The organism is Pseudomonas sp. UF-293, assembly GCF_058245595.1.
This window is the reverse complement of the sequence record NZ_JBSICA010000002.1, coordinates 1-22,433: the sequence shown is the minus strand read 5'-3', so window position 1 is coordinate 22,433 and position 22,433 is coordinate 1. Positions and strand designations below refer to the sequence as shown.

Genomic DNA, 22,433 nt, shown 5'->3' with positions numbered 1-22,433 from the left:
CTCGGTATCAATGATGGCAATTTAGCGGCACTTGACCGACTTAGCAAACCGCCGAGTGATAACTAGAACACAGAAAGCGCAAAAGGTTTTAAGCGAGGGGTCGGAAACTGACGATTGGCGATATTTATATGTGACCAGCGAACCTGTGGGAGCGAGCCTGCTCGCGAAGGGTCCAGCACATTCAACACATGCATTGACTGACCAGAAGCCTTCGCGAGCAGGCTCGCTCCCACAGGAGAAAGTGTCGTATCAGCGGGCTTTCGGGGTGGCGACTTTATCGCGCAGGTAAACCGGCTGGGCGTCATCTGCCGGGATGGCTTCGCCGCGCTCCCAGGCGAAACGCGCCAGGGTCAGCAGGTCCTCGGCGTGGGGCAGCATGCCGGCGTCAGAGCCGCTCAGATTGACCGCGATGCGCTCGTCGTAGCCCCAGCCGGTACCGGCACCGAACCAGTTGCCGCTGGCATCGGCCGGCAGCGCCGCGACTTCCGGCGGCAACACCGCTTCGGCGCCAATCAGACGCATCTCCCCCGCCGTCTCGCGGTAGCAGCCCCAATACACTTCATCCATCCGCGCATCGATGGCGGCCGCGACCTGGCTTACGCCATGCTCGCGAAAGGCACGCTGCGCCAGTACGGCAAGGTTGGACACCGGCAACACTGGTCGATCCAGCGCAAACGCCAAACCCTGCACTACGCCAATGGCAATACGCACACCGGTAAACGCGCCCGGGCCACGGCCGAAGGCAATCGCGTCGACCGCTTGCAGCGTGGTACCCGCATCGGCGAGCAATTGCTGGATCATCGGCAGCAACTTCTGCGCGTGCAAACGCGGGATCACCTCGTAATGGCTCGTGACCTTGCCGTCATGCAGCAAGGCAACGGAGCAAGCTTCAGTCGCGGTGTCCAGGGCCAGCAAGGTGCTCATCGATGTTTCCAAAACAGGGGTGGGGAAAAAGTGCGTCAGTATAAACAACTACGGCCCGCAAGCGGGCCGTGGATTGATGCTGCGGTTCAGACTTTTCAGCTCAGCGCAGCCAACACCTTGGCGGTGATCGCATCGACCGAACCCACGCCCGGAATGTGGCTGTACTTCGGCTTGCCACCATTGGCGGCCGACAGCTTCTGGTAGAACTCCACCAGCGGCTTGGTCTGCGAATGGTAGACCGACAGGCGATGACGCACGGTTTCCTCGGTATCATCCTTGCGCTGCACCAGCTCTTCGCCGGTGATGTCGTCCTTGCCAGCCAGTTTCGGCGGGTTGTAGACGATGTGGTAAACGCGGCCGCTGGCTTCGTGAACACGGCGACCGGCAATACGCTGCACGATTTCTTCGTCTTCTACAGCGATCTCGACCACGGCATCCAGCTCGACACCGGCAGTGACCAGCGCTTCAGCCTGCGGAATGGTGCGCGGGAAGCCGTCGAACAGGAAACCGTTGGCGCAATCAGGTTGAGCGATGCGGTCCTTGACCAGCGCGATGATCAGGTCATCCGACACCAGGCCGCCGGCATCCATGATGCTCTTGGCTTGCACGCCCAGTGGAGTGCCAGCCTTGACCGCAGCACGCAGCATGTCGCCGGTGGAGATTTGCGGAATGCCGAATTTCTCGGTGATGAACTTTGCCTGAGTACCTTTACCGGCCCCGGGAGCTCCCAGCAGAATGACGCGCATCGATGTGCTCCTCAATTTTTTATATAAAAGCTTTACAAAACAAAGGATTCGCTCGTAACCGGCGGATCCTGAAAAATACGGGTCGTGGCCGCACAAACGGCCAAAGGCTGATCAAGATACACAGCAGGCTGCGCCCACACAAGACGCCAAAAGTCGGAGAAACCGACGCCCGCCGTGACCTCGCGACGCGGTAACCCAAGTCGCAACCCCTACATTAACTGTCGCCTGGCGGCACTTTCCTACGGCAGGAGAAGCGGCATCCGACCCTCATCGCGAATGCCGCCAGAGGTGCTCAGCAACCTTAGCCGGTATTGCGCAATCCGGCGGCGATTCCCGCCACAGACACCAGCAGCGCCTGTTCCACCGGGCTGCCTTGCTCGACTTCCTGCTGCCGCGAGCGCGCCAGCAACTCCGCCTGCAATAGATGCAGCGGGTCGAGGTAGGTGTTGCGCAAGCGGATGAATTCGAGGGTGTCCGGGCTGTGCGCCAGCAGCTGCGACTGCCCGGTCAGACCAAGCACCACCGCGCACGCCTGCGACAATAGGTCGCGTAACTGCGCGCCCAATGGCAGCAGATTAGCCTCGACCAAACGTTCATCGTAAGACTGCGCGATATCCGCGTCGGCTTTGGCCAAGACCATTTCCAGCATATCGATACGGGTGCGGAAGAACGGCCACTGCTCGCGCATCTGCCCGAGCAATTCGCCCTCGCCGCGCTCGAGCGCCTTGCTCAGTGCGGTCTCCCAGCCCAGCCAGGCCGGAAGCATCAGTCGGGTCTGGGTCCAGCCGAAAATCCACGGGATCGCCCGCAGGCTTTCGATACCGCCGGCACGGCGTTTGGCCGGGCGACTGCCGAGCGGCAAACGTCCCAGCTCCTGCTCTGGGGTCGACTGCCGGAAATACTCGACGAATTGCGGATTTTCCCGCACCACCTGGCGGTAAGCGCTGACACCGTCCGCCGCCAATTCGTCCATCAGATGGCGCCATTCAGGCGTCGGCGGCGGCGGTGGCAACAAGGTCGCCTCGAGCACGGCGGCCAGATACAGATTGAGGTTTTGCTCGGCGATGTCCGGCAGGCCGAATTTGAAACGAATCATTTCGCCCTGCTCGGTGGTGCGGAAACGCCCGGCCACCGAGCCCGGCGGCTGCGACAGAATCGCCGCGTGCGCCGGACCGCCGCCACGGCCCACGGTGCCGCCGCGACCGTGGAACAGCAGCAGTTCGACTTGCTGCTCGCGGCAGATTTCCACCAGTCGTTCCTGCGCCCGATATTGCGCCCACGCCGCAGCGGTGGTGCCGGCATCCTTGGCCGAGTCGGAATAACCGATCATCACTTCCTGCGGGCCATGCAGGCGCGCGCGATAGCCCGGCAACAACAGCAGACGTTCCATCACCGGCCCGGCGTTGTCGAGGTCGGCGAGGGTTTCGAACAGCGGCACCACGCGCATCGGCCGCAGTACGCCGGATTCCTTGAGCAGCAGTTGCACAGCAAGCACATCGGAAGCGGCGCCGGCCATGGAGATCACGTAGGAGCCCAGCGACGCAGCGGGCGCGGCGGCGATTTCCTTGCAGGTGTTGAGCACTTCGGCGGTGTCGGCCGATGGTTTGAAATGCGCGGGCAGCAACGGACGACGGTTGCTCAGCTCCTCGGTGAGGAAGTTGATGCGCTGCTCTTCGTCCCATTCCTCATAGCGGCCGAGGCCGAGGTAATCGGTGATTTCCGTCATTGCCGAGCTGTGCCGCGTCGAATCCTGACGCACATCGAGGCGCACCAGGAACAGGCCGAACGTCACCGCCCGACGCAGGCAATCGAGCAACGGCCCGTCGGCGATGACGCCCATGCCGCATTCGTGCAGCGAGTTGAAACACAGCTGCAACGGTTCGAGCAGATCACGATTGTCGTGCAGCACATCGGCGGTAGCCGGGGTCGGCGCGGTCAATGCAGCGTGCGCCCAATTGCGCGTCGCACGCAGACGTTCGCGCAATTGTTTGAGCACCGCGCGATAGGGTTCGGCACTGTCGCCGGCCTTGGCCTTCAGCGCGTCGCTGGCCTGCTGCATCGACAGTTCGGCAGCGAGATGATCGACATCGCGCAGATACAAATCAGCGGCCATCCAGCGCGCCAGTAACAAGACTTCGCGAGTGACGGCGGCGGTGACATTGGGGTTGCCGTCACGGTCGCCGCCCATCCATGAGGCGAAGCGGATCGGCGCGGCTTCCAGCGGCAAGCGCAGGCCCGTCGCGGCGAACAGCGCCTGATCGGCCTTGCGCATATGGTTGGGGATCGCCTGCCACAACGAATGCTCGATCACCGCAAAGCCCCATTTGGCTTCATCGACCGGCGTCGGGCGGGTTCGGCGGATTTCTTCGGTGTGCCAGGCTTCGGCGATCAGCCGTTGCAGTTTGCTCTGGATCTGCTCGCGTTCGGCGCTGGTCAGGTCGCGATGATCCTGCGCGGCCAGTTGCGCGGCGATCGCGTCGTACTTCTGGATAAGTGTGCGTCGCGCCACTTCGGTGGGGTGCGCGGTCAGTACCAGTTCGATTTCCAGCCGCGCCAGTTGCCGGGCCAGGGACTCGGCGCTGTGGCCTTCGCTGCGCAGGCGCGCGAGCAGTTCCGGCAACACCCGCGACTCGAACGGCGCCGGTTGTGACTCCTCGCGGCGATGAATCAATTGATACTGCTCGGCGATGTTGGCCAGATTGAGGAACTGGTTGAAGGCCCGCGCGACCGGGAGCAATTCGTCTTCGCTCAATTGATTGAGGCTGGCGCTCAGTTCAGCGTCCATCGAGCCACGCCGGTCGGCCTTGGCGCCCTTGCGAATCTGCTCGATCTTGTCGAGGAACGCCTCGCCGTACTGGTCTCGAATGGTGTTGCCCAACAGCTCTCCGAGCAGGTGAACGTCTTCGCGCAAGCGTGCATCAATATCGGTCATCAGCAGTTCTCCAGCGGTAATCGGGGACAGCGCAGAAATGAATGCTTTGCCAGAGAGTGCCGCTCTGCGCCGCTTCTTACAAGCAGGCGACGAATCGACTTAAACCTTGCGCGCGAAAGCCAGTCTCAACAGTAAGCCGTACGACGGCCCGCCGCCGGCGCTGCCGGACACTCACCCAGGCCTGCCATCAGCAGGCGCTAAATGAGGTCATCATGAAAATTCGTGAACTCGCCCAGCATTGGGAAGAAAACGCCAAAGGTCGCCTGACCGACACCGGCTACACGATTCATCTGGATGTTGAAGCCGCCGCACGACTGGCGGCGATTGCCGAGATGTACCCCAAACGTCATCCCGAGGAGCTGCTCGGTGAACTGATCGGCGCCGCGCTTGAAGAGTTCGAAGCAAGCCTGCCGTATGTGAAAGGTTCGACGGTGGTGGCGACGGATGAGGAAGGTGATCCGTTGTATGAGGATGTCGGCCCGACGCCGCGTTTTCTGGCGTTGTCGCGGCGGCATTTGCATGATTTGTCCTCGGCTGAGAACAAGCAGAAGCACTGATTCGACACAGGTCTAAACCGTGGGAGCGAGCCTGCTCGCGAATGCGGATTTTCATTCAGCATTTGCGCTGACTGACACATCGCATTCGCGAGCAGGCTCGCTCCCACATGGGCTGTATTGCAGTGCGAAAATTGGTTTATCAATGGACAAATCTACACCCGCGCGTACCGATTGAAACCGCCAAAGTTCCCGTCCCAGAGCCTTGTCCAAACGGTCAATTTAATTTTTGGCGATAGGCCATCTTTTCTGAACTTTTCAAAAATGCCGCCGGTCGGAACAGGTAACCACGCCTGGAACGAGCGTTTCAATTCGCGTCTACAAGCGATGCTTTCGCCTCCTCTGCCAGGATGGATTCAGTTGTATTTTCAGGAGATGCCTAATGGAGTTGAAGACCATGAAAACCCAAACCTCGTTTTCCCACCTGCGCGGTCTGAAACTGGCCGCTCTGGCCATCGGCACCAGCTTCGTACTGGCCGGTTGCGCCGGCAACCCACCGACCGAGCAGTACGCCGTGACCCAATCGGCCGTCAACAGCGCCGTCAGCGCTGGCGGTACCGAGTTCGCTGCGGTGGAAATGAAGCAGGCTCAGGACAAACTGAAACAAGCTGAAATCGCCATGCACGACAAGAAGTATGACGAGGCCCGTCGCCTGTCCGAACAGGCTGAATGGGACGCTCGCGTCGCTGAACGCAAGGCTCAGGCCGCCAAGGCCGAACAGGCTGTGAAGGATTCCCAGAAAGGTGTTCAGGAACTGCGTCAGGAAAGCCAGCGCACTGTGCAGTAAGCGCGCATCCCGACCGCAAAGCTGAAACTCTTACCGATAGAAAGGACGAAAAATTATGCGTAAGCAACTGATGATTCCCGCTCTTCTGGCCGCAAGCGTTGCACTGGCTGCCTGCTCTACTCCGCCTAACCCGAACCTGGAACAGGCGCGCACCAACTACGCCGGCCTGCAGGCCAACCCACAGGCGAGCAAAGTCGCGGCGCTGGAAACCAAAGACGCCAGCGATTACCTGGACAAGGCCGACAAGGCTTATCTGGACAAGGAAGACGCGGCCAAGGTTGACCAACTGGCTTACCTGACCAACCAGCGCGTCGAAGTGGCCAAGCAGACCATCGCTCTGCGCACCGCTGAAAACAACCTGAAAAACGCCGCAGTCCAACGTGCTCAGGCTCGCCTGGACGCGCGTGACCAGCAGATCAAACAGCTGCAGGACAGCCTCAACGCCAAGCAGACCGATCGCGGTACGCTGGTGACTTTCGGTGACGTGCTGTTCGCCACCAACAAGGCTGATCTGAAATCCAGCGGCCTGGTGAACATCAACAAACTGGCGCAATTCCTTCAGGAAAACCCGGATCGCAAAGTGATCGTCGAGGGTTACACCGACAGCACCGGCACCGCGAGCTACAACCAGTCGCTGTCCGAGCGCCGCGCGACTTCCGTGCAGATGGCCCTGATCAAGATGGGTGTCGATCCTTCGCGCATCGTCGCTCAGGGTTATGGCAAGGAATACCCGGTAGCGGATAACGGCAGCGTCTCGGGCCGTGCGATGAACCGTCGCGTGGAAGTGACCATTTCCAACGACAACCAGCCAGTAGCACCGCGTTCTTCGGTGAGCTCGAACTAAGCTTCACCCGGTAACGCAAAAGCCCCGCCTGACTTGATCAGGCGGGGCTTTTTAATGCGCGACCAGAAATTCCTTGTGGGAGCGAGCCTGCTCGCGAAAGCGGCGTGTCATTCACATCAATGTTGAAGGTGAATCCGTATTCGCGAGCAGGCTCGCTCCCACATTAGATGCGGTTACTGCTGGAGTTTTTGTGGGGTTTCCTCACCCATGCAACGCACCGCTTTCTTCTGCGCGTTGACCAGCACCCCGGTCAGGCCTTTCTGCTCAGTATCAAACAGCACCAGCACGCCATCAATGCACTGCGCCACTTGCGGCGCGGGGCTCAGCGAGACTTTGTAGTCCTCGCCCGGCACGGTCTTGAGCATGGTGAATTCGCTGAGCAGCAACGCATCCTCCGGCTTGGCAAAATGTAGGTAGCCGTAGTACCAGAGCGCCCCGACGGTGCCGAGGATACTGCAGATACCGGTGATGATCAGCGGAATGGCATTACGTTCTTCAGTCATTGCGGGGTCTCATCTTCGGAATTCGGGGGCGGCGGATAGTTGGGGATTTCGCCGAGGCGGCGCAGGCCGTCGAAGTGTTCGGGATCATCGAGATAGCGCAGCATGACCTGACGCCACACCGGGTCGCCGAAGGTTTGCACATGACCGCCACGGGTCAGCTGCAACACGCGCGGCGGCGGCGCTGCCTGATACAGACGAATGCCGTTGACCATTGGCACCAGCGGATCGTCGATGCTGTGGAAGATCAGCTTGGGCACGCCCGTCAGCTGCGCCATCGAGTTGATCGCGCTGTCGCCATCCGGCACCAGCCACGACAGCGGCACCTGTAACGGCCAGGTCAGCCACGAAGTGCTGAGGGCGAATTGGCCGACACTGCGATAACTGGCCGGTACGCCATCCAGCACCAGCGCCTTGAGTTGTTTTTGCCGCTCCGGGTGCTGCGCCAGCCAATGCACCGACATCGCGCCGCCCAGACTTTGCCCGAGCAGCACCAGCGGTTTGCCTTTGACCTCGGGTGCATTGTCGAGCCAGGCGAACGCCGCGTCGATGTCCTGATAGATAGCCGGCAGGCTCGGCTTGCCTTCGGACAAACCGTAGCCGCGATAGTCGACCAGCAGCACCTGATAGCCGTTCTTCGGTAACCACCAGCTCCCGCCCAGATGCATCGGCAAATTGCCGCCGTTGCCGTGCAGATGCAGGACCGTGCCTTTGACCTCGACGCCAGGTTTGGCCGGCAGCCACCAGGCGTTGAGTTTCAAGCCATCAGCGGTGAGCAGAGTGACGGTGCGGTATTCGAGTTTGGCTTTGTCCGGGGTGAAGATCTGGCCCGGTTCAGGGTAGAACAGCAGCGAACTGCAACCGCCGAGGGTCAAGAGCAGGCAAAGAATGCCGAGGATTCTCATCCGGTGAAACCTCGCAAAGAAGAGAACTGAACACAAATCAAACCTGTGGGAGCGAGCCTGCTCGCGAAAGCGGTGTATCAGCCAACATGAATGTTGAAGGTGAAATCGCATTCGCGAGCAGGCTCGCTCCCACAAGGGGGTCGGTGCTGGGGTTAGAGGATATTGGAGTAGTCCGCCTCAATCCGGTCCAGGCTCAAATGGTTGAGGAAGTTGGAGAAACACATCCACGCCGACAACGCATTCAAGTCCCGGAACTGGTCCGGCAGATACTTCGGCGGCACCACCAGCCCTTCATCCACCAGTTGCCGCAAGGTACGCATGTCTTCCAGTGTGGTCTTGCCACAGAACAACAGCGGAATCTGCTCGAGCTTGCCTTTGCGCACGGCCAACTGAATGTAGTTGTAAACCATGATGAAGCCCTTGAGGTAGGACAAGTCTTTGGTGAATGGCAGACCGGTCGGCGTCGAGCCACGGAAAACCCGGCTGGCATTGCCGTAGCTTTCGGCCATCTCGAAACCCTGCTCGCGGAAGAATTCGTAGATCTGCAAGAAGTCCGCGCCCTCTTCGACCATATGAATTGCACGGGTGCGGTTGGTCAGTTTGCGCAGGCGACTCGGGTAGGAGGCGAAAGTAATGATCTCCATCAGGATCGCCAGGCCTTCCTGGGTCACCGTGGACGAGGGCGGGCCTTTCGACAGGAACGTGCAGATCGGCTGATTCAAGCCATTGAGCGTAGTGCCGACGTGCACCAGACCTTCGTGGACTTCCAGTGCGCGCACGTCGCGGTCGTTGAACAGCGCGTCGGTGCGAATCTTGATGTAGTCGGCGCCCGCCGCGGCGTCGGCGACGATGCCGTCGGACTCGAACACGCGAATGGTCTCTTCGGCCTCGCCGAACACTTTGTTCAGTCGGGTTTGCAGCAGGTGCACCGCGTCTTTGGCGGTGAGGATCTTCGGCTCGTCCTTGAGATCGCCGCGTCCGTCGATGTTGTTCAGGTAGTCGGACATCATCAGGCCAAGGTCGGCGAGGGTCGGGTCACCGGCGTGGAAAGCATCGGACGCCGCGCCGTACAGCTCCTGCGAGATCAGGCCGAAGTCCTCGGTGCCGCGCGCCTCGAGCATGCGCACCACCATGCGGTATTCCTTGCACATGCGCCGCATGATCTGCCCGACCGGGTTGAACTGGCCGAGCTGGCGGGTGATGTCGCGCTCGATGTTCTGGAACTCCAGTTTGACCTGGCTCGAATCGAACGACAGCGGGCGGTTGAGGTAGTAGTCGCGATCCACCGCCGGCATTTCCTTGCCTTTGGCCTTGAGGAAGCCCTTGCGCACGTTGTCGTCCCACTTGACCGCATCGAGCACGCGGATCGGCGTCTGCGCCAGCACAATGCGATCGGACAACATGCGTATCGTCTGCTGGTAATCGTCCACCCGAAACTCCTGTAGAAAACGTGACGCTTTGAATGACTGGGCGCGGGCTCCCTGCAGGAGCCGCCGAAGGCTGCGATCTTTTGATCTTGGTCTTCTAAAAGCAGATCAAAAGATCGCAGCCTTCGGCAGCTCCTACAGGGGGATCGGCGTCAGACGGACGGCATTGTGTTACACCGACGCCAATACAAGGTGCATATACCGCGTCAGAATCCCGAGCATGTCCTCTTCGGCCAACGGCTCGGCGTCGTTGAGCAGGCCCTGATATTCCATCCGCCCGATAATCGCCGTCAACACCTTGGCATCCTGCTGTGGTTCGCGCGAGCCCAGTACCTGGAACAACTGGCAGGTGCCCTGCAACAGAATCTGCTGATGCGAACGCACCAGAATGGCCAGACGCGGATTAAGCAGCGCTTCCTGACGGAACGCCTGTTCGGCCATCAGATGCTCGCGGCGGTTGATCAGTTGCCGGTGCACGTAATCGGCCATCAGCCGCGCGATGTCATCGGCCAGCTGCGAGCGCGACTCCGGGCTGCCGTCAGCGCTGACCACCATTTCGCGCAACAGGCCTTCGTTGTTGATCCACAACTTGGCCATGTACGCCGCGCTACGTTCAACGTATTGGGCGAAGGTATCGGTGAGCAGGTCATCGATGTCCTTGAAGTAGTACGTGGTCGCCGACAGCGGCACACCGGCCTCCGCCGCGACCGCACGATGGCGCACGGCACGCACGCCGTCGCGCACGACAATGCGCATTGCGGCGTCGAGAATGTCCTGGCGACGCTGCTCACTGCCCTGTCGGCTGGCCTTGCGGCCCTGGTACTGAACACTTTCAGCGACCGCAGTGGCGATACCCGCTGCACCTTCTTGAGCTAATGCACCCATCACGACAGCACTTCCTCTACTAATTCCAAATTAACCAATTGATACATTTGTACCAGACAGGCAATAAAAAGCCGCCTGTTTTAGGCGGCTTTTTAACTGAAACGTTTACGCTTGCGGTCGCATGTGCGGGAACAGGATCACATCGCGGATCGACGGCGAGTTGGTCAGCAACATCACCAGACGATCGATGCCGATACCTTCACCGGCGGTTGGCGGCATGCCGTACTCCAGCGCACGGACGAAATCGGCGTCGTAGTGCATGGCTTCGTCGTCACCGGCGTCCTTGTCCGCAACCTGCGCCATGAAGCGCTCGGCCTGGTCTTCGGCGTCGTTCAACTCGGAGTAGGCGTTGGCGATTTCACGGCCACCGATGAACAGCTCGAAGCGGTCGGTGACGTTCGGGTTCTCGTCATTGCGACGGGCCAGCGGCGACACTTCGAACGGGTACTGAGTGATGAAGTGCGGCTGCTCCAGCTTGTGCTCGACCAGCTCTTCGAAAATCATCACCTGCAGTTTGCCCAGACCTTCGAAGCCCAGCACCTTGGCGCCGGCCTTCTTGGCGATGGCGCGAGCCTTGTCGATGTCGTTCAGATCATCGGCGGTCAGCTCAGGGTTGTACTTGAGGATCGAGTCGAACACCGACAGGCGCACGAACGGCTCGCCGAAGTGAAACACCTTGTCGCCGTACGGCACGTCGGTGCTGCCCAGCACCAGCTGCGCCAGCTCGCGGAACAGTTCTTCGGTGAGGTCCATGTTGTCTTCGTAATCGGCGTACGCCTGATAGAACTCCAACATGGTGAATTCAGGATTGTGGCGGGTCGAAACGCCTTCGTTACGGAAATTGCGGTTGATCTCGAAGACTTTCTCGAAACCACCGACCACCAGACGCTTCAGATACAGCTCAGGGGCGATACGCAGGAACATTTCCATGTCCAGCGCATTGTGGTGCGTTTCGAACGGCTTGGCCGCAGCGCCGCCGGGAATGGTCTGCAGCATCGGCGTTTCGACTTCGAGGAAGTCGCGCTTCATCAGGAAGCTGCGAATGTGCGCGATCACTTGCGAACGCACGCGGAAGGTCTGGCGCACGTCTTCGTTGACGATCAGGTCGACGTAGCGCTGACGGTAGCGCTGCTCGGTGTCGGTCAGGCCATGGTGCTTGTCCGGGAGCGGACGCAGCGATTTGGTCAGCAGGCGCACGTTGGTCATTTCAACGTACAGGTCGCCTTTGCCGGAACGCGCCAGGGTGCCTTCAGCGGCAATGATGTCGCCCATGTCCCAGGTTTTCACTGCCGCCAGGGTTTCTTCCGACAGCGTCTTGCGGTTGACGTAGACCTGAATGCGCCCGGTCATGTCCTGGATCACCATGAACGAGCCACGGTTGAGCATGATGCGACCGGCAACCTTGACCGGGATTGCAGCCTCTGCCAGTTCTTCCTTGGTCTTGTCCGCGTACTGTTTCTGCAAGGCATCGCAGTAGTTTTCGCGGCGGAAGTCGTTCGGGAAGGCATTGCCCTTGGCGCGCTCGGCAGCAAGCTTTTCCTTGCGCAGGGCGATCAGGGAGTTTTCTTCCTGTTGCAGGGCTTGCGGGTCGAGTTGTAGGTCGCTCATGTCTTTAAGTATTCCATCAGGTTCGTTGCCCCCAGCCTTCGGCTGGGGATCGCGGGCGAGCCCGCTCCCACAGAGGGTGTTACAGGCCGGATTTCAGGCTCGCTTCCAGGTACTCGTCGATGTCACCATCGAGCACCTTGTCGCAATCGCTGCGTTCGATGTTGGTACGCAGATCCTTGATCCGCGAGGCATCGAGCACGTAAGAGCGGATCTGGTGACCCCAGCCGATGTCCGACTTGGTGTCTTCCAGCGCTTGCGAGGCGGCGTTGCGCTTCTGCATTTCCTGCTCGTACAACTTGGCCCGCAGCATTTTCATCGCGGTGTCCTTGTTGGCGTGCTGGGAACGCTCGTTCTGGCAGCTGACCACGGTGTTGGTCGGTACGTGGGTGATACGTACGGCCGAGTCGGTGGTGTTTACGTGCTGACCACCGGCACCGGAGGAACGATAGGTGTCGATCCGCAGGTCTGCCGGGTTGATTTCGATTTCCACCTTGTCATCGATCTCTGGCGAGACGAAAACAGCGGAGAACGAGGTGTGACGACGGTTGCCGGAGTCGAACGGGCTCTTGCGCACCAGACGGTGCACGCCGATCTCGGTACGCAGCCAGCCAAAGGCGTATTCGCCCTTGATGTGCACGGTCGCGCCCTTGATCCCGGCGACTTCACCGGCGGACAGTTCCATGATGGTCGCGTCGAAACCGCGTTTGTCGGCCCAGCGCAGGTACATGCGCAGCAGGATGTTGGCCCAGTCCTGCGCTTCGGTGCCGCCGGAACCGGCCTGGATGTCCAGGTAGGCGTTGTTCGGGTCCATTTCATGGCTGAACATGCGGCGGAATTCCAGCTTGGCCAGATTTTCCTCGAGACGGGCCAGCTCGGCGACGACATCGCCCACTGCGCCTTCGTCGTTTTCTTCGACGGCCATGTCCAGCAGGTCGCGGCAATCGGCCAGACCGCCGTTCAGTTCGTCGAGGGTGTCGACGATCTGCGCCAGCGCGGCACGCTCGCGGCCCAGCTCCTGGGCGTATTCAGGTTTGTTCCAGACACTCGGATCTTCAAGCTCGCGATTGACCTCGGTCAGACGCTCATGCTTTTGATCGTAGTCAAAGATACCCCCGAATAGTTTCGGAGCGCTCGGACAGGTCCTTGATGGTGTTCAGGATCGGGTTGATTTCCATGACGGGCAGCACTCGTTGGCGAACTTTTGAAAGCCGGCGAGTATAACGTAAACAGGCTGTCGCGGCAGCCCGTCTGGCGGGTGTGGGGGTGATTCACTTGACACAGTCTCACTGTAGGAGCTGCCGAAGGCTGCGATCTTTTGATTTTGCTTTCAAGATCAAAAGATCGCAGCCTTCGGCAGCTCCTACCAGGATCGCGGGCCTATTCGATCCCGACCTGATTACGCCCGTTATTCTTGGCCAGATACAACCCGCGATCCGCCGCCGAAATCAGCAGCCGGCAATCGCTTCCGGACTGCGGCACCATGGTTGCCAGACCAATGCTGATGGTCAGACTGGAGCCTTCGGTCGGCGTGTTATGGGGAATCTTCAACGCCGCCACAGTCTGGCGCAGCTTCTCTGCCAACAGCCGCGCGCCGCCCGGCGAAGTGTTCGGCAGGACCAGCACAAACTCCTCGCCACCATAACGCGCCGGCAGGTCCGACGGGCGCGCGCTGGCGTCACGGATGGCTGCGGCGACCTTGCGCAACGCTTCGTCGCCTTCAACGTGACCGAAACTGTCGTTGTACGATTTGAAGTAATCGACGTCGATCATCAGCAGTGAAAGCTGCGTCTGATCGCGCAGCGAACGGCGCCACTCCAGTTCCAGGTACTCGTCGAAGTGGCGGCGGTTGGACAGCCCGGTCAGGCCATCGGAGTTCATCAGCCGTTGCAGGACCAGATTGGTGTCGAGCAATTGCTGCTGGCTGACCCGCAACGCACGGTACGCGGCGTCGCGTTGCAGCAACGTCATGTAGGACCGCGAGTGATAGCGGATGCGCGCGACCAGTTCGATGGTGTCCGGCAGTTTCACCAGGTAATCGTTGGCGCCGGCGGAGAACGCCGCGCTTTTGATCAGCGGGTCTTCCTTGGTCGAGAGGACGATGATCGGGATGTCCTTGGTCGCCGGGTGATTGCGGTATTCGCGCACCAGGCTCAGGCCATCGAGGCCGGGCATCACCAGATCCTGAAGGATCACCGTCGGCTTGATCCGCACCGCCTGCGCGATCGCCTGCTGCGGGTCGGAGCAGAAGTGGAAGTCGATGTTTTCCTGATTCGACAGCCCACGGCGCACCGCTTCGCCGATCATCGCCTGATCATCCACCAACAACACCATGGCGGCGTTCTCGTCGGTTTTAATGTCGTCGATCTGTAAATCATTCATGAGCGGTCACCTGAGTACTGCGGGGGCCTGGATTGCCGATCAACCTGTTCATTTGGGGAAAATCTCCAGCAATCGTGGCGCTATCTTTTCCAGCGGGCGGATTTCCACCGCGGCATCGATCGCCGCGGCGGCCTTGGGCATGCCGTACACCGCACTGCTGTGCTGATCCTGCGCAATGGTCAAATAACCCTGCTGGCGCATGAGCTTAAGCCCTTGCGCGCCATCGCGCCCCATCCCGGTCAATAAAACCCCGACGGCGTCACCGTTCCAAAAACTGGCGACGCTCTCGAAAAACACATCGATAGAGGGGCGATAGATCTCGTTGACCGGTTCGGCGGTGTAGGCCAGCGTGCCGTTTTTCAACAAGCGAATATGGTGATTGGTCCCGGCCAGCAGCACCGCGCCACTTTGCGGCGGCTCGCCTTCACGGGCCAGACGCACATCAAGGCCACTGGCGCTGGCCAGCCATTCGGCCATGCCGGCGGCGAACACTTGGTCGACATGCTGCACCAGCACGATCGCGGCGGAAAAATCTCTCGGCAGGCCTTTGAGCAACATTTCCAGCGCCGCCGGCCCACCCGCAGACGACCCGATCGCCACCAGCCGCTGGCGTGACGGCGAACTGCGCGGCGAACTCGGCGCCGGGCGTGCACGTGGCGCCTTGTCGCCGATCAGCCAGCCGATGTTGAGGATCTTGCGCAACAACGGCGCCGCCGCTTCCTGGGCATTGCCCGCGCCGATCGCCGGGGTGTCGACCACGTCCAGCGCGCCGTGGCCCATCGCCTCGAACACACGGTGCACGTTCTGTTGACGGTCGACAGTGACGATGACAATCGCGCACGGCGTCTCGGCCATGATCCGCCGCGTGGCTTCGACGCCGTCCATGATCGGCATGATCAGGTCCATCAAAATCAGGTCTGGCGTGCACTCGGCGCAGCGTTGCACCGCCTCGGCGCCGTTGCTGGCGACCCAGATCACCTGATGCGCCGGCTCGAAGGCCACCGCTCGGCGCAGGGCCTCCACCGCCAGGGGCATGTCGTTGACGATTGCGATCCTCATGCCCGCGCTCCTCCGATGAGCTCGACCACTGCATCGAGCAGGGCGTCGTCATGAAAACTGGCTTTGGCTAGATAATAGTCGGCGCCGGCGTCCAGTCCACGGCGGCGGTCTTCTTCGCGATCCTTGTACGACACGACCATCACCGGCAGCGACTGCAGACGGTTGTCGCGGCGCAGCAGCGTGACCAGCTCGATGCCGTCCATGCGTGGCATATCGATGTCGGTGATCAGCAGATCGAAGTTCTCCGAACGCAGCGCGTTCCAGCCGTCCATGCCGTCCACCGCCACCGCGACGTCGTAGCCACGATTGAGCAGCAGTTTGCGTTGCAGTTCGCGCACGGTCAGCGAATCGTCGACCACCAGCACCCGTTTGCGCGCGGCTTCGGCAGCTTGATTGCCATGACGAGCGATGCGCTCCAGGCGCCCGGTGTTGAGCAGCTTGTCCACCGAACGCAGCATGTCTTCGACATCGACGATCAGCACCACCGAGCCATCATCGAGCAAGGCCCCGGCGGAAATGTCCTGAACCTTGCCCAGACGCTCGTCCAGCGGCAACACCACCAGCGTGCGCTCACCCACGAAGCGCTCGACCGCCACCCCATAAATCGCTTCGCGCTCGCGGATCACCACAACTTTCAGGGTAGCGCCATCGTTCTGGCTGGCCGGGCGATTGAGCAATTGGCTGGCGGCAACCAGGCCGACATGCTGGCCTTCGTGCCAGAAATGCTGACGCCCCTCAACCTGCACGATGTCTTCCGGGGCCAGATCGCACATGCGTTCGATGTGCGCCAGCGGGAACGCGTAAGCCTCTTCGCCGACCTCCACCACCAGACTGCGCACAACCGACAAGGTCAGCGGCACTTCCAGATGGAAACGGCTGCCCTCGCCTGCCGTCTGCTCCAGCACCACGGCCCCACGCAACTGGCGAACCATGTGCTGAACAGCGTCGAGACCGACGCCACGCCCGGACACTTCGGTGACTTTGTCGCGCAGGCTGAAGCCCGGCAGAAACAGGAAGGTCAGCAGCTCCTCTTCGCTCAACTGCGCTGCGGTTTCGGCTGGTGACAACTGCCGTTCAACGATGCTGCGGCGGACTTTCTCCAGATCGACACCACCGCCGTCATCGCTCAATTCCAGCACCAGCAAACCGGCCTGATGGGAGGCGCGCAGGCGAATCAGGCCCTCTTCCGGTTTGCCTTTGAGCAGGCGTTGTTCCGGGGTTTCGATGCCGTGATCGACAGCGTTGCGCAGCAAGTGAGTCAGCGGCGCTTCGAGCTTTTCCAGCACATCGCGATCGACCTGGGTTTTCTCGCCTTCGATCTCCAGGCGCACTTGTTTGCCGAGGCTGCGGCCAAGGTCGCGAACCATGCGCGCCTGCCCGCTGAGCACGTCGGCGAACGGGCGCATGCGACAGGCCAGCGCGGTGTCATAGAGCACTTGTGCGCGCTGACTGGCCTGCCAGGCGAACTCGTCGAGTTCGGCGTTTTTCTCGCTGAGCAATTGCTGCGACTCGGCGAGCAAACGTCGCGCATCTTCCAGCGACTCGAGCGCTTCCAGGCTCAGCGCATGCTCCTTCAGGTGCACATTGAGATTTTCCAGCGCGCGCAGGCCATTGTTCTGCATGCGCTTGAGGCGCTGCATGGTCGCCAGATGCGGCTTGAGACGCTGGGTTTCCACCAGCGATTTGCTCGACAGATCGAGCAGGCTGTTCAGGCGTTCGGCAGTGACGCGCAAAACGCGCTCGCCGCCTTCGGTGGTGCGTTTGTTTTTACGCGGGGCCGGCTCGACGGGCTCTTCAACTATCGGCGCTGGCTCGATCGACAACTCGGCCATCGGCGGCGTGGCAACCACAGCGGCTGGTGCCGACGGATCGAGCAAACGCCCCATCAGCGCCACGTAGGCATCAATGTCCGCAGGTTGCGGCGCATTGGCCGGCGTGGCGATGCGCATCAGCAGATCGGTGCCCTGCAGCAATGCGTCGATGTGCTCGGGCCGCAGCAACAAACGGCCTTCCTGCGCGCTGACCAGGCAATCTTCCATGACGTGGGCGACGCTGACGCCGCTGTCGATACCAACGATCCGCGCCGCGCCCTTGAGCGAGTGCGCCGCGCGCATGCACGATTCCAGTTGATCGGCCTGGGTCGGGTTGCGCTCCAGCGCCAGCAACCCGGCGCTGAGCACTTGGGTCTGGGCTTCGGCTTCGAGGCTGAACAGTTCGAGCAGTGAGGCGTCGCGCATTTGCTCGGGGGTCATGTCAGGCTCCGGGTCACGGCGGACAACAGCTGTTCTTCATCCAGCCAGCGCAGGCTGCGACCACGATATTGCAGAACGCCACGGGTGTACTTGGCACTGGCCTGCGCACCGGACTGTGACGCCGCGTCGAGGATGCGTTCGTCGATGGCATGAATGCCGTCAACCTCATCGACCGGCACCACCACCGGCCCGCCATGGGCGGCGATGATCAGCATGCGCGGCATGATTCGCCCGCCGCTGGCCGGCGCAACGCTGCCGTCGAGGTCGAGCAACTCCACTAGCGACAGACACGCGACCAGTGCGCCACGGACATTGGCCACACCGAGCAAGGCCCGCGAGCGCTGGTGCGGTAGCGAATGTACCGCCTGTAACGGCGCGACTTCGACGAGGCTGCGCGTTGCCAATCCGAGCCATTCCTCGCCGAGGCGGAACATCAACAGCGAGCGGGTCTTGACGTCGATTTCGACTTTGCTGACCACCGCTTCGCGCTGATCCTGCTGCAACGAATAGCGGTCAAGCAGGCGCGTGGCGGCGGCGGAATACACCGAGCAGTTGCGGCAATGGATGTGCTCTTCCAGCAACGGGCAGGACTTGTCGCCATGAATGCCGATGCGATTCCAGCAATCGTCGATGGCGCGGGCGTCTTCGTGGGTAACGTTCAAGGTGTCGGACGCGCTCATCGTTTACGCTCACTGTCGGCGGTGCGCCCGCTACGGGCGGCGCGCTCCTGCAATCGTCGGGCACCCGCCGTGTCACCCTGGGCCTGCAGCAACGCGGCCAGGTGCATCAACGCTTCGGGGTGTTGCGGTTCGAGGTACAAGGCCTTGCGGTAATAACCCTGGGCTTCGAGGCTCAAGCCGGCGACATCGCTGAGCAGGCCAAGCCAATAGAACACCTGCGCCACCGGCTCATGGCTGCGCAGATAGTATTCGCACGCGGCACGGGCCTCGGCGCTTTTGCCTTCGTTGGCCAGTGCAGCGATTTGGGCCAGCAATGTCGCGGCGTCGGGGTTGGCAGTTTTTTTCGTTACCGGCAAAGGCGTCACGGCAGCGAACGGCCGGTTGCGCACTGGCGCTGGCGGCGCGCTGCGCATTGGTTGGCTGGCCGGCACGGCGACCGGTTTAGGCATCGGCAGCGGTTCGGGGTGCGGCTCGCTGTGACGGCTGAAAGCGAACGACTGCGGGATGCCGATCGAGCGCATGCCCAAACGCCCGAGCAGACTGCCCTCCGCCGGGCCGATAAACAGCACGCCGTCGACATGAGTCAGGCGCTTGAGCACTTCGAACACCTGCTTCTGGGTCGGCTGGTCGAAGTAGATCAGCAGGTTGCGGCAAAACACGAAATCGAAGGCAGGCTCGTTCGCCAACAGCGTTGGATCGAGGACATTGCCGACCTGCCAACGCACTTGTTCGCGAACGTATTCGTTGACCCGGTGGCCGTCCTGCTCGGCAAAAAAATGTCGTTCGCGGTATTCCAGATCCTGACCGCGAAACGAGTTCTTGCCATACACCGCACGCCGCGCCTTCTCCACCGAAAGCGGGCTGATGTCCATGCCGTCGACCTTGAATTGATGCGGCTGCAATCCGGCATCAAGCAAGGCCATGGCAATCGAGTAGGGTTCTTCGCCGGTGGAGCACGGCAGGCTGAGGATGCGCAAGGCGCGCATATTGTTGAGTTCTTTAAGCCGAGCTCGCGCCAGTTTGCCCAGCGTCGCGAAGGATTCCGGGTAACGGAAAAACCACGTTTCCGGAACGATCACCGCTTCGATCAGCGCTTGCTGTTCATCCCGCGAGCCTTGCAACAGCTGCCAGTATTCGTCGGCGTGGGCGGCTTGGGACAACGTCGTGCGCTGGCGCACGGCACGCTCGATGATCGCCGCGCCCACCGACGCGACATCGAGGCCGATGCGTTCCTTGAGGAAATCGAAAAAGCGCTGATCACCACTCATGGCTGCGCCTCTAACTGCGCCGGATCACGCGGCGGATCGGGGAACAGCAAACCGCGCACGGCGTCATCGAGCAAGTCATTGACCCGCACCCATTGCAGCAATCCCTGCGCATCTTCGCGCACCGGGCCGAGGTACGGTGCCTCGCGGTTGTCGAGGCCGTAGGGCTGGAAATCCTGCGGATGACAGCGCAGCGTGTCGGTGGCCTGTTCGAGAATCAGCCCGAGCCATTGCGCTGGTTGCGATTGCTCCGGCTGATAATTGACCAGCACCAGCCGCGTGCTGGTGCGCGCCTCGGCGGGCTGACCGAAAGTGAGCGCGCTGAGGTCGATCACCGGCACCACCGCCCCGCGATAGGCGAACACCCCGGCCACCCACTGCGGCGCCCGGGCAATCGGTTTCAGCGGCAGGCGCGGCAGCACTTCGGCCACTTCCGTGGCGCGCAGGGCGTAGCGTTCGCTGCCGATGCGAAACAGCAGGAACAGCGCCGGCTTCGCCACTGGCGCACTGCCTCGTTTGGCGATGATTTCGCTCATCAGACTTTGAATCGCGAAACGCCGCTGCGCAGGCCGACGGCCACCTGGCTCAGTTCGTCGATAGCGAAACTGGCCTGACGCAGCGACTCGACGGTCTGACTGCTGGCATCGCCCAACTGCACCAGCGCATGGTTGATCTGCTCGGCGCCAGTGGCCTGGGCCTGCATGCCTTCGTTGACCATCAGCACGCGCGGCGCCAGCGCCTGCACCTGATGGATGATCTGCGACAGCTGCTCGCCGACCTGCTGCACTTCCGACATACCGCGGCGTACTTCTTCGGAAAACTTGTCCATGCCCATCACCCCAGCCGACACCGCCGACTGGATCTCGCGGACCATCTGTTCGATGTCGTACGTGGCCACGGCGGTCTGATCGGCCAGACGCCGGACTTCGGTGGCAACCACGGCAAAACCGCGACCGTACTCGCCGGCCTTCTCGGCTTCGATCGCCGCGTTGAGTGACAGCAGGTTGGTCTGGTCGGCCACCTTGACGATGGTCACCACCACCTGATTGATGTTGCCGGCCTTCTCGTTGAGGATCGCCAGTTTGGCGTTGACCAGATCCGCCGCGCCCATCACCGAGTGCATGGTGTCTTCCATACGCGCCAGGCCTTGCTGGCCGGAGCCGGCGAGCACCGAGGCCTGATCGGCAGCGGTGGACACTTCGGTCATGGTGCGCACCAGATCCCGCGAGGTCGCGGCGATCTCCCGGGAGGTTGCGCCGATTTCGGTGGTGGTCGCTGCGGTTTCGGTGGCGGTGGCCTGTTGCTGCTTGGATGTGGCAGCGATTTCGGTCACCGAGGTGGTCACCTGCACCGAGGAGCGCTGGGCCTGGGACACCAGCGACGTCAGCTCGGTCATCATGTCATTGAAACCGGTTTCGACCGCGCCGAACTCGTCCTTGCGATCAAGGTTCAGGCGCGAACTCAGATCACCGGTGCGCATGATGTCGAGGATGGTCACGATGCGGTTCATCGGCGCCATGATCGCGCGCATCAACAGCAGGCCACAGAGGCCGGCGGCCAGCACCGCGACCAGCAGGGAAATGACCATGCTGACTTTGGCCGTTGCTACGGCGTCGTCGATGTTGGCCATGGCGTTATCAGCGACGACTTTGTTCTCGCCAATGATGTCGTTGAGTTTCATCCGCCCGGTGTACCACGCCGGGGTCAGTTTCTCATTGAACAGCTTGATGGCATCGGCTTCCAGATTGCGCTTGTGCAGGTCCAGCACGGCATCCTGAATCTGCATGTAGGTATCGTGGTACTTCTCGAACAGGGCGAATTCGGAGCGGTCTTCATCGGTGGCCATGGTCTTGCGATAGCTGGCCATGTGTTCTTGCAGACGCGCCTCGAACGCCTTGTAGTCGGCAGCGTCTTCACTGGAAACGCCCTGGCCTTCCTTGAGGCCAAGCAGTTTTTGGGTCTGCAAATAACTGTCGACCCAAGCGCCGCGAATCATCGAGCTGTAATAGACGCCGGGGATGGCATCGTCGCGTACGCTGTTTTCACTGGCCTCGATCTTCAACAAACGTGAGTAGGACAGCACCACCATCAACAACATGATGGCGATAATCACCGCAAAGCTCGCCAAAATGCGTTGGCGCAACGTCCAGTTCTTCACAGTGAATCCTCGTGCCTGATCGAAATGCGGGGAGTATAGCCGAGCGCGGTGTTTCATTTATAAGACGCTTTCCAACCCGCATTTCGCGCGCACCTGTAGGAGTGAGCCTGCTCGCGATAGCGGAGTTTCAGTCACCCCATGCTTTGCCTGACCCACCGCCTTCGCGAGCAAGCCCGCTCACACATATTCCGGGGTGGGCTCCAGGTTGCGGGCAAACCACAAATCCGGTGTAGGAGTGAGCTTGCTCGCGAAAGCGGTGTAACAGTCACCGATGATGTGGCTGGAAAGACGCCTTCGCGAGTAGGCTCGCTCCCACAGGTTTTGCGGCTTAAGCCAAATTCGGCAACTCATAATTCCCGTGTGGGAGCGAGCCTGCTCGCGAAGCAGACACCTCGGTCCGGGCAAATACCAACTGCGCAAGAAGTTGCGCAGTTGGTCGTAATATTTCAGGGGTGAATTGCCCTGCAGCCCACGCCGGGCAAGCCCTGCAGCCAAGTGCGCAAGAAGTTGCGCAGTACTGCGCAACTT

General features: G+C 61.2%; 20 protein-coding genes. 3 read left to right on the top strand and 17 right to left on the bottom strand.

The window, feature by feature from the left end; translation table 11 throughout:
* Nucleotides 1-249 precede the first annotated feature (249 nt).
* From tsaB to ppc, 3 genes are all read right to left on the bottom strand, one after another.
* A complete protein-coding gene (tsaB, locus tag AC4IHP_RS02495; RefSeq protein WP_490830801.1) occupies nt 250-924 on the bottom strand; it encodes a tRNA (adenosine(37)-N6)-threonylcarbamoyltransferase complex dimerization subunit type 1 TsaB in 675 nt (224 codons plus the stop codon).
* Nucleotides 925-1,019: 95 nt separating this feature from the next.
* Complete coding sequence (adk, locus tag AC4IHP_RS02490; protein WP_217864255.1) at nt 1,020-1,670, bottom strand: adenylate kinase; 651 nt, start codon at nt 1,668-1,670, stop codon at nt 1,020-1,022.
* Nucleotides 1,671-1,971: 301 nt separating this feature from the next.
* Entirely contained in the window at nt 1,972-4,602 is a 2,631-nt protein-coding gene (gene ppc, locus AC4IHP_RS02485; protein ID WP_490830800.1) for a phosphoenolpyruvate carboxylase, read from the bottom strand.
* A gap of 212 nt (nt 4,603-4,814) precedes the next feature.
* Here ppc and AC4IHP_RS02480 point away from each other — a divergent pair, with 212 nt between their 5' ends.
* The 3 genes from AC4IHP_RS02480 (at nt 4,815) to lptF (ending at nt 6,787) form a co-directional block, all read left to right on the top strand.
* On the top strand, nt 4,815-5,159 hold the full coding sequence (locus AC4IHP_RS02480; RefSeq protein WP_016771500.1) for a hypothetical protein: 345 nt from the start codon (nt 4,815-4,817) through the stop codon (nt 5,157-5,159).
* Nucleotides 5,160-5,538: 379 nt separating this feature from the next.
* Nucleotides 5,539-5,943 carry a DUF4398 domain-containing protein gene (locus AC4IHP_RS02475; protein WP_024011747.1) on the top strand — a complete coding sequence of 135 codons (405 nt, stop codon included), beginning with the start codon at nt 5,539-5,541 and terminating at the stop codon, nt 5,941-5,943.
* 55 nt (nt 5,944-5,998) lie between these two features.
* Entirely contained in the window at nt 5,999-6,787 is a 789-nt protein-coding gene (lptF, locus tag AC4IHP_RS02470) for a lipotoxin F family OmpA-related lipoprotein LptF (RefSeq protein WP_490830799.1), read from the top strand.
* Nucleotides 6,788-6,960: 173 nt separating this feature from the next.
* Here lptF and AC4IHP_RS02465 read toward each other — a convergent pair whose 3' ends face one another.
* The 14 genes from AC4IHP_RS02465 to AC4IHP_RS02400 all read right to left on the bottom strand — a co-directional run.
* Entirely contained in the window at nt 6,961-7,290 is a 330-nt protein-coding gene (locus AC4IHP_RS02465) for a PA3694 family proteiin (RefSeq protein ID WP_460124387.1), read from the bottom strand.
* Nucleotides 7,287-8,192, bottom strand: coding sequence for an alpha/beta hydrolase (locus AC4IHP_RS02460; RefSeq protein WP_460124384.1), 906 nt, complete (start codon nt 8,190-8,192; stop codon nt 7,287-7,289). Before AC4IHP_RS02460 ends, AC4IHP_RS02465 begins: the two co-directional genes overlap by 4 nt.
* A 152-nt stretch (nt 8,193-8,344) precedes the next feature.
* Nucleotides 8,345-9,595, bottom strand: coding sequence for a flavohemoglobin expression-modulating QEGLA motif protein (locus tag AC4IHP_RS02455; protein WP_166554750.1), 1,251 nt, complete (start codon nt 9,593-9,595; stop codon nt 8,345-8,347).
* 195 nt (nt 9,596-9,790) lie between these two features.
* Entirely contained in the window at nt 9,791-10,504 is a 714-nt protein-coding gene (locus AC4IHP_RS02450) for a TetR/AcrR family transcriptional regulator (RefSeq protein WP_016771505.1), read from the bottom strand.
* Nucleotides 10,505-10,609: 105 nt separating this feature from the next.
* Nucleotides 10,610-12,112 (bottom strand): lysine--tRNA ligase, encoded by a 1,503-nt coding sequence (gene lysS / locus AC4IHP_RS02445; RefSeq protein ID WP_076566067.1) that lies wholly within the window; start codon nt 12,110-12,112, stop codon nt 10,610-10,612.
* Nucleotides 12,113-12,191: 79 nt separating this feature from the next.
* Nucleotides 12,192-13,287 (bottom strand): peptide chain release factor 2 gene (gene prfB / locus AC4IHP_RS02440; RefSeq protein ID WP_099758102.1). Its coding sequence is split into 2 segments (ribosomal slippage): nt 12,192-13,214 and nt 13,216-13,287, totalling 1,095 coding nucleotides; the frame shifts between segments, so codons are not numbered across the junction.
* Nucleotides 13,288-13,489: 202 nt separating this feature from the next.
* Nucleotides 13,490-14,491: a diguanylate cyclase domain-containing protein gene (locus AC4IHP_RS02435; protein WP_460124380.1), complete on the bottom strand. Its 1,002-nt coding sequence runs from the start codon at nt 14,489-14,491 to the stop codon at nt 13,490-13,492.
* A 48-nt stretch (nt 14,492-14,539) separates the two neighbouring features.
* Nucleotides 14,540-15,550 carry a chemotaxis response regulator protein-glutamate methylesterase gene (locus tag AC4IHP_RS02430; protein WP_490830798.1) on the bottom strand — a complete coding sequence of 337 codons (1,011 nt, stop codon included), beginning with the start codon at nt 15,548-15,550 and terminating at the stop codon, nt 14,540-14,542.
* A complete protein-coding gene (locus AC4IHP_RS02425) occupies nt 15,547-17,802 on the bottom strand; it encodes a hybrid sensor histidine kinase/response regulator (protein WP_490830797.1) in 2,256 nt (751 codons plus the stop codon). Before AC4IHP_RS02425 ends, AC4IHP_RS02430 begins: the two co-directional genes overlap by 4 nt.
* Nucleotides 17,799-18,482 carry a chemotaxis protein CheW gene (locus tag AC4IHP_RS02420; protein WP_490830796.1) on the bottom strand — a complete coding sequence of 228 codons (684 nt, stop codon included), beginning with the start codon at nt 18,480-18,482 and terminating at the stop codon, nt 17,799-17,801. Before AC4IHP_RS02420 ends, AC4IHP_RS02425 begins: the two co-directional genes overlap by 4 nt.
* Nucleotides 18,479-19,750 (bottom strand): CheR family methyltransferase, encoded by a 1,272-nt coding sequence (locus tag AC4IHP_RS02415; protein ID WP_490830795.1) that lies wholly within the window; start codon nt 19,748-19,750, stop codon nt 18,479-18,481. The genes AC4IHP_RS02420 and AC4IHP_RS02415 overlap by 4 nt, the downstream gene beginning before the upstream one ends.
* A complete protein-coding gene (locus tag AC4IHP_RS02410; RefSeq protein WP_460124365.1) occupies nt 19,747-20,283 on the bottom strand; it encodes a chemotaxis protein CheW in 537 nt (178 codons plus the stop codon). The genes AC4IHP_RS02415 and AC4IHP_RS02410 overlap by 4 nt, the downstream gene beginning before the upstream one ends.
* Complete coding sequence (locus AC4IHP_RS02405) at nt 20,283-21,905, bottom strand: methyl-accepting chemotaxis protein (protein WP_076566055.1); 1,623 nt, start codon at nt 21,903-21,905, stop codon at nt 20,283-20,285. Before AC4IHP_RS02405 ends, AC4IHP_RS02410 begins: the two co-directional genes overlap by 1 nt.
* A 177-nt stretch (nt 21,906-22,082) precedes the next feature.
* Nucleotides 22,083-22,433: hypothetical protein (locus tag AC4IHP_RS02400; protein ID WP_490830794.1), on the bottom strand; the 351-nt coding region annotated here is incomplete at its 5' end.

Excerpts from the sequence above, each read along its gene's own strand:
- ppc (WP_490830800.1), bottom strand. The coding sequence starts at position 4,602 with ATGACCGATATTGATGCACGCTTGCGCGAAGACGTTCACCTGCTCGGA.
- AC4IHP_RS02465 (WP_460124387.1), bottom strand. The coding sequence starts at position 7,290 with ATGACTGAAGAACGTAATGCCATTCCGCTGATCATCACCGGTATCTGC.
- adk (WP_217864255.1), bottom strand. The coding sequence starts at position 1,670 with ATGCGCGTCATTCTGCTGGGAGCTCCCGGGGCCGGTAAAGGTACTCAG.
- AC4IHP_RS02455 (WP_166554750.1), bottom strand. The coding sequence starts at position 9,595 with ATGTTGTCCGATCGCATTGTGCTGGCGCAGACGCCGATCCGCGTGCTC.
- AC4IHP_RS02480 (WP_016771500.1), top strand. The coding sequence starts at position 4,815 with ATGAAAATTCGTGAACTCGCCCAGCATTGGGAAGAAAACGCCAAAGGT.
- AC4IHP_RS02430 (WP_490830798.1), bottom strand. The coding sequence starts at position 15,550 with ATGAGGATCGCAATCGTCAACGACATGCCCCTGGCGGTGGAGGCCCTG.
- lysS (WP_076566067.1), bottom strand. The coding sequence starts at position 12,112 with ATGAGCGACCTACAACTCGACCCGCAAGCCCTGCAACAGGAAGAAAAC.
- AC4IHP_RS02425 (WP_490830797.1), bottom strand. The coding sequence starts at position 17,802 with ATGACCCCCGAGCAAATGCGCGACGCCTCACTGCTCGAACTGTTCAGC.
- AC4IHP_RS02475 (WP_024011747.1), top strand. The coding sequence starts at position 5,539 with ATGGAGTTGAAGACCATGAAAACCCAAACCTCGTTTTCCCACCTGCGC.
- AC4IHP_RS02460 (WP_460124384.1), bottom strand. The coding sequence starts at position 8,192 with ATGAGAATCCTCGGCATTCTTTGCCTGCTCTTGACCCTCGGCGGTTGC.
- AC4IHP_RS02415 (WP_490830795.1), bottom strand. The coding sequence starts at position 19,750 with ATGAGTGGTGATCAGCGCTTTTTCGATTTCCTCAAGGAACGCATCGGC.
- AC4IHP_RS02450 (WP_016771505.1), bottom strand. The coding sequence starts at position 10,504 with ATGGGTGCATTAGCTCAAGAAGGTGCAGCGGGTATCGCCACTGCGGTC.
- tsaB (WP_490830801.1), bottom strand. The coding sequence starts at position 924 with ATGAGCACCTTGCTGGCCCTGGACACCGCGACTGAAGCTTGCTCCGTT.
- AC4IHP_RS02420 (WP_490830796.1), bottom strand. The coding sequence starts at position 18,482 with ATGAGCGCGTCCGACACCTTGAACGTTACCCACGAAGACGCCCGCGCC.
- AC4IHP_RS02435 (WP_460124380.1), bottom strand. The coding sequence starts at position 14,491 with ATGAATGATTTACAGATCGACGACATTAAAACCGACGAGAACGCCGCC.
- AC4IHP_RS02410 (WP_460124365.1), bottom strand. The coding sequence starts at position 20,283 with ATGAGCGAAATCATCGCCAAACGAGGCAGTGCGCCAGTGGCGAAGCCG.
- lptF (WP_490830799.1), top strand. The coding sequence starts at position 5,999 with ATGCGTAAGCAACTGATGATTCCCGCTCTTCTGGCCGCAAGCGTTGCA.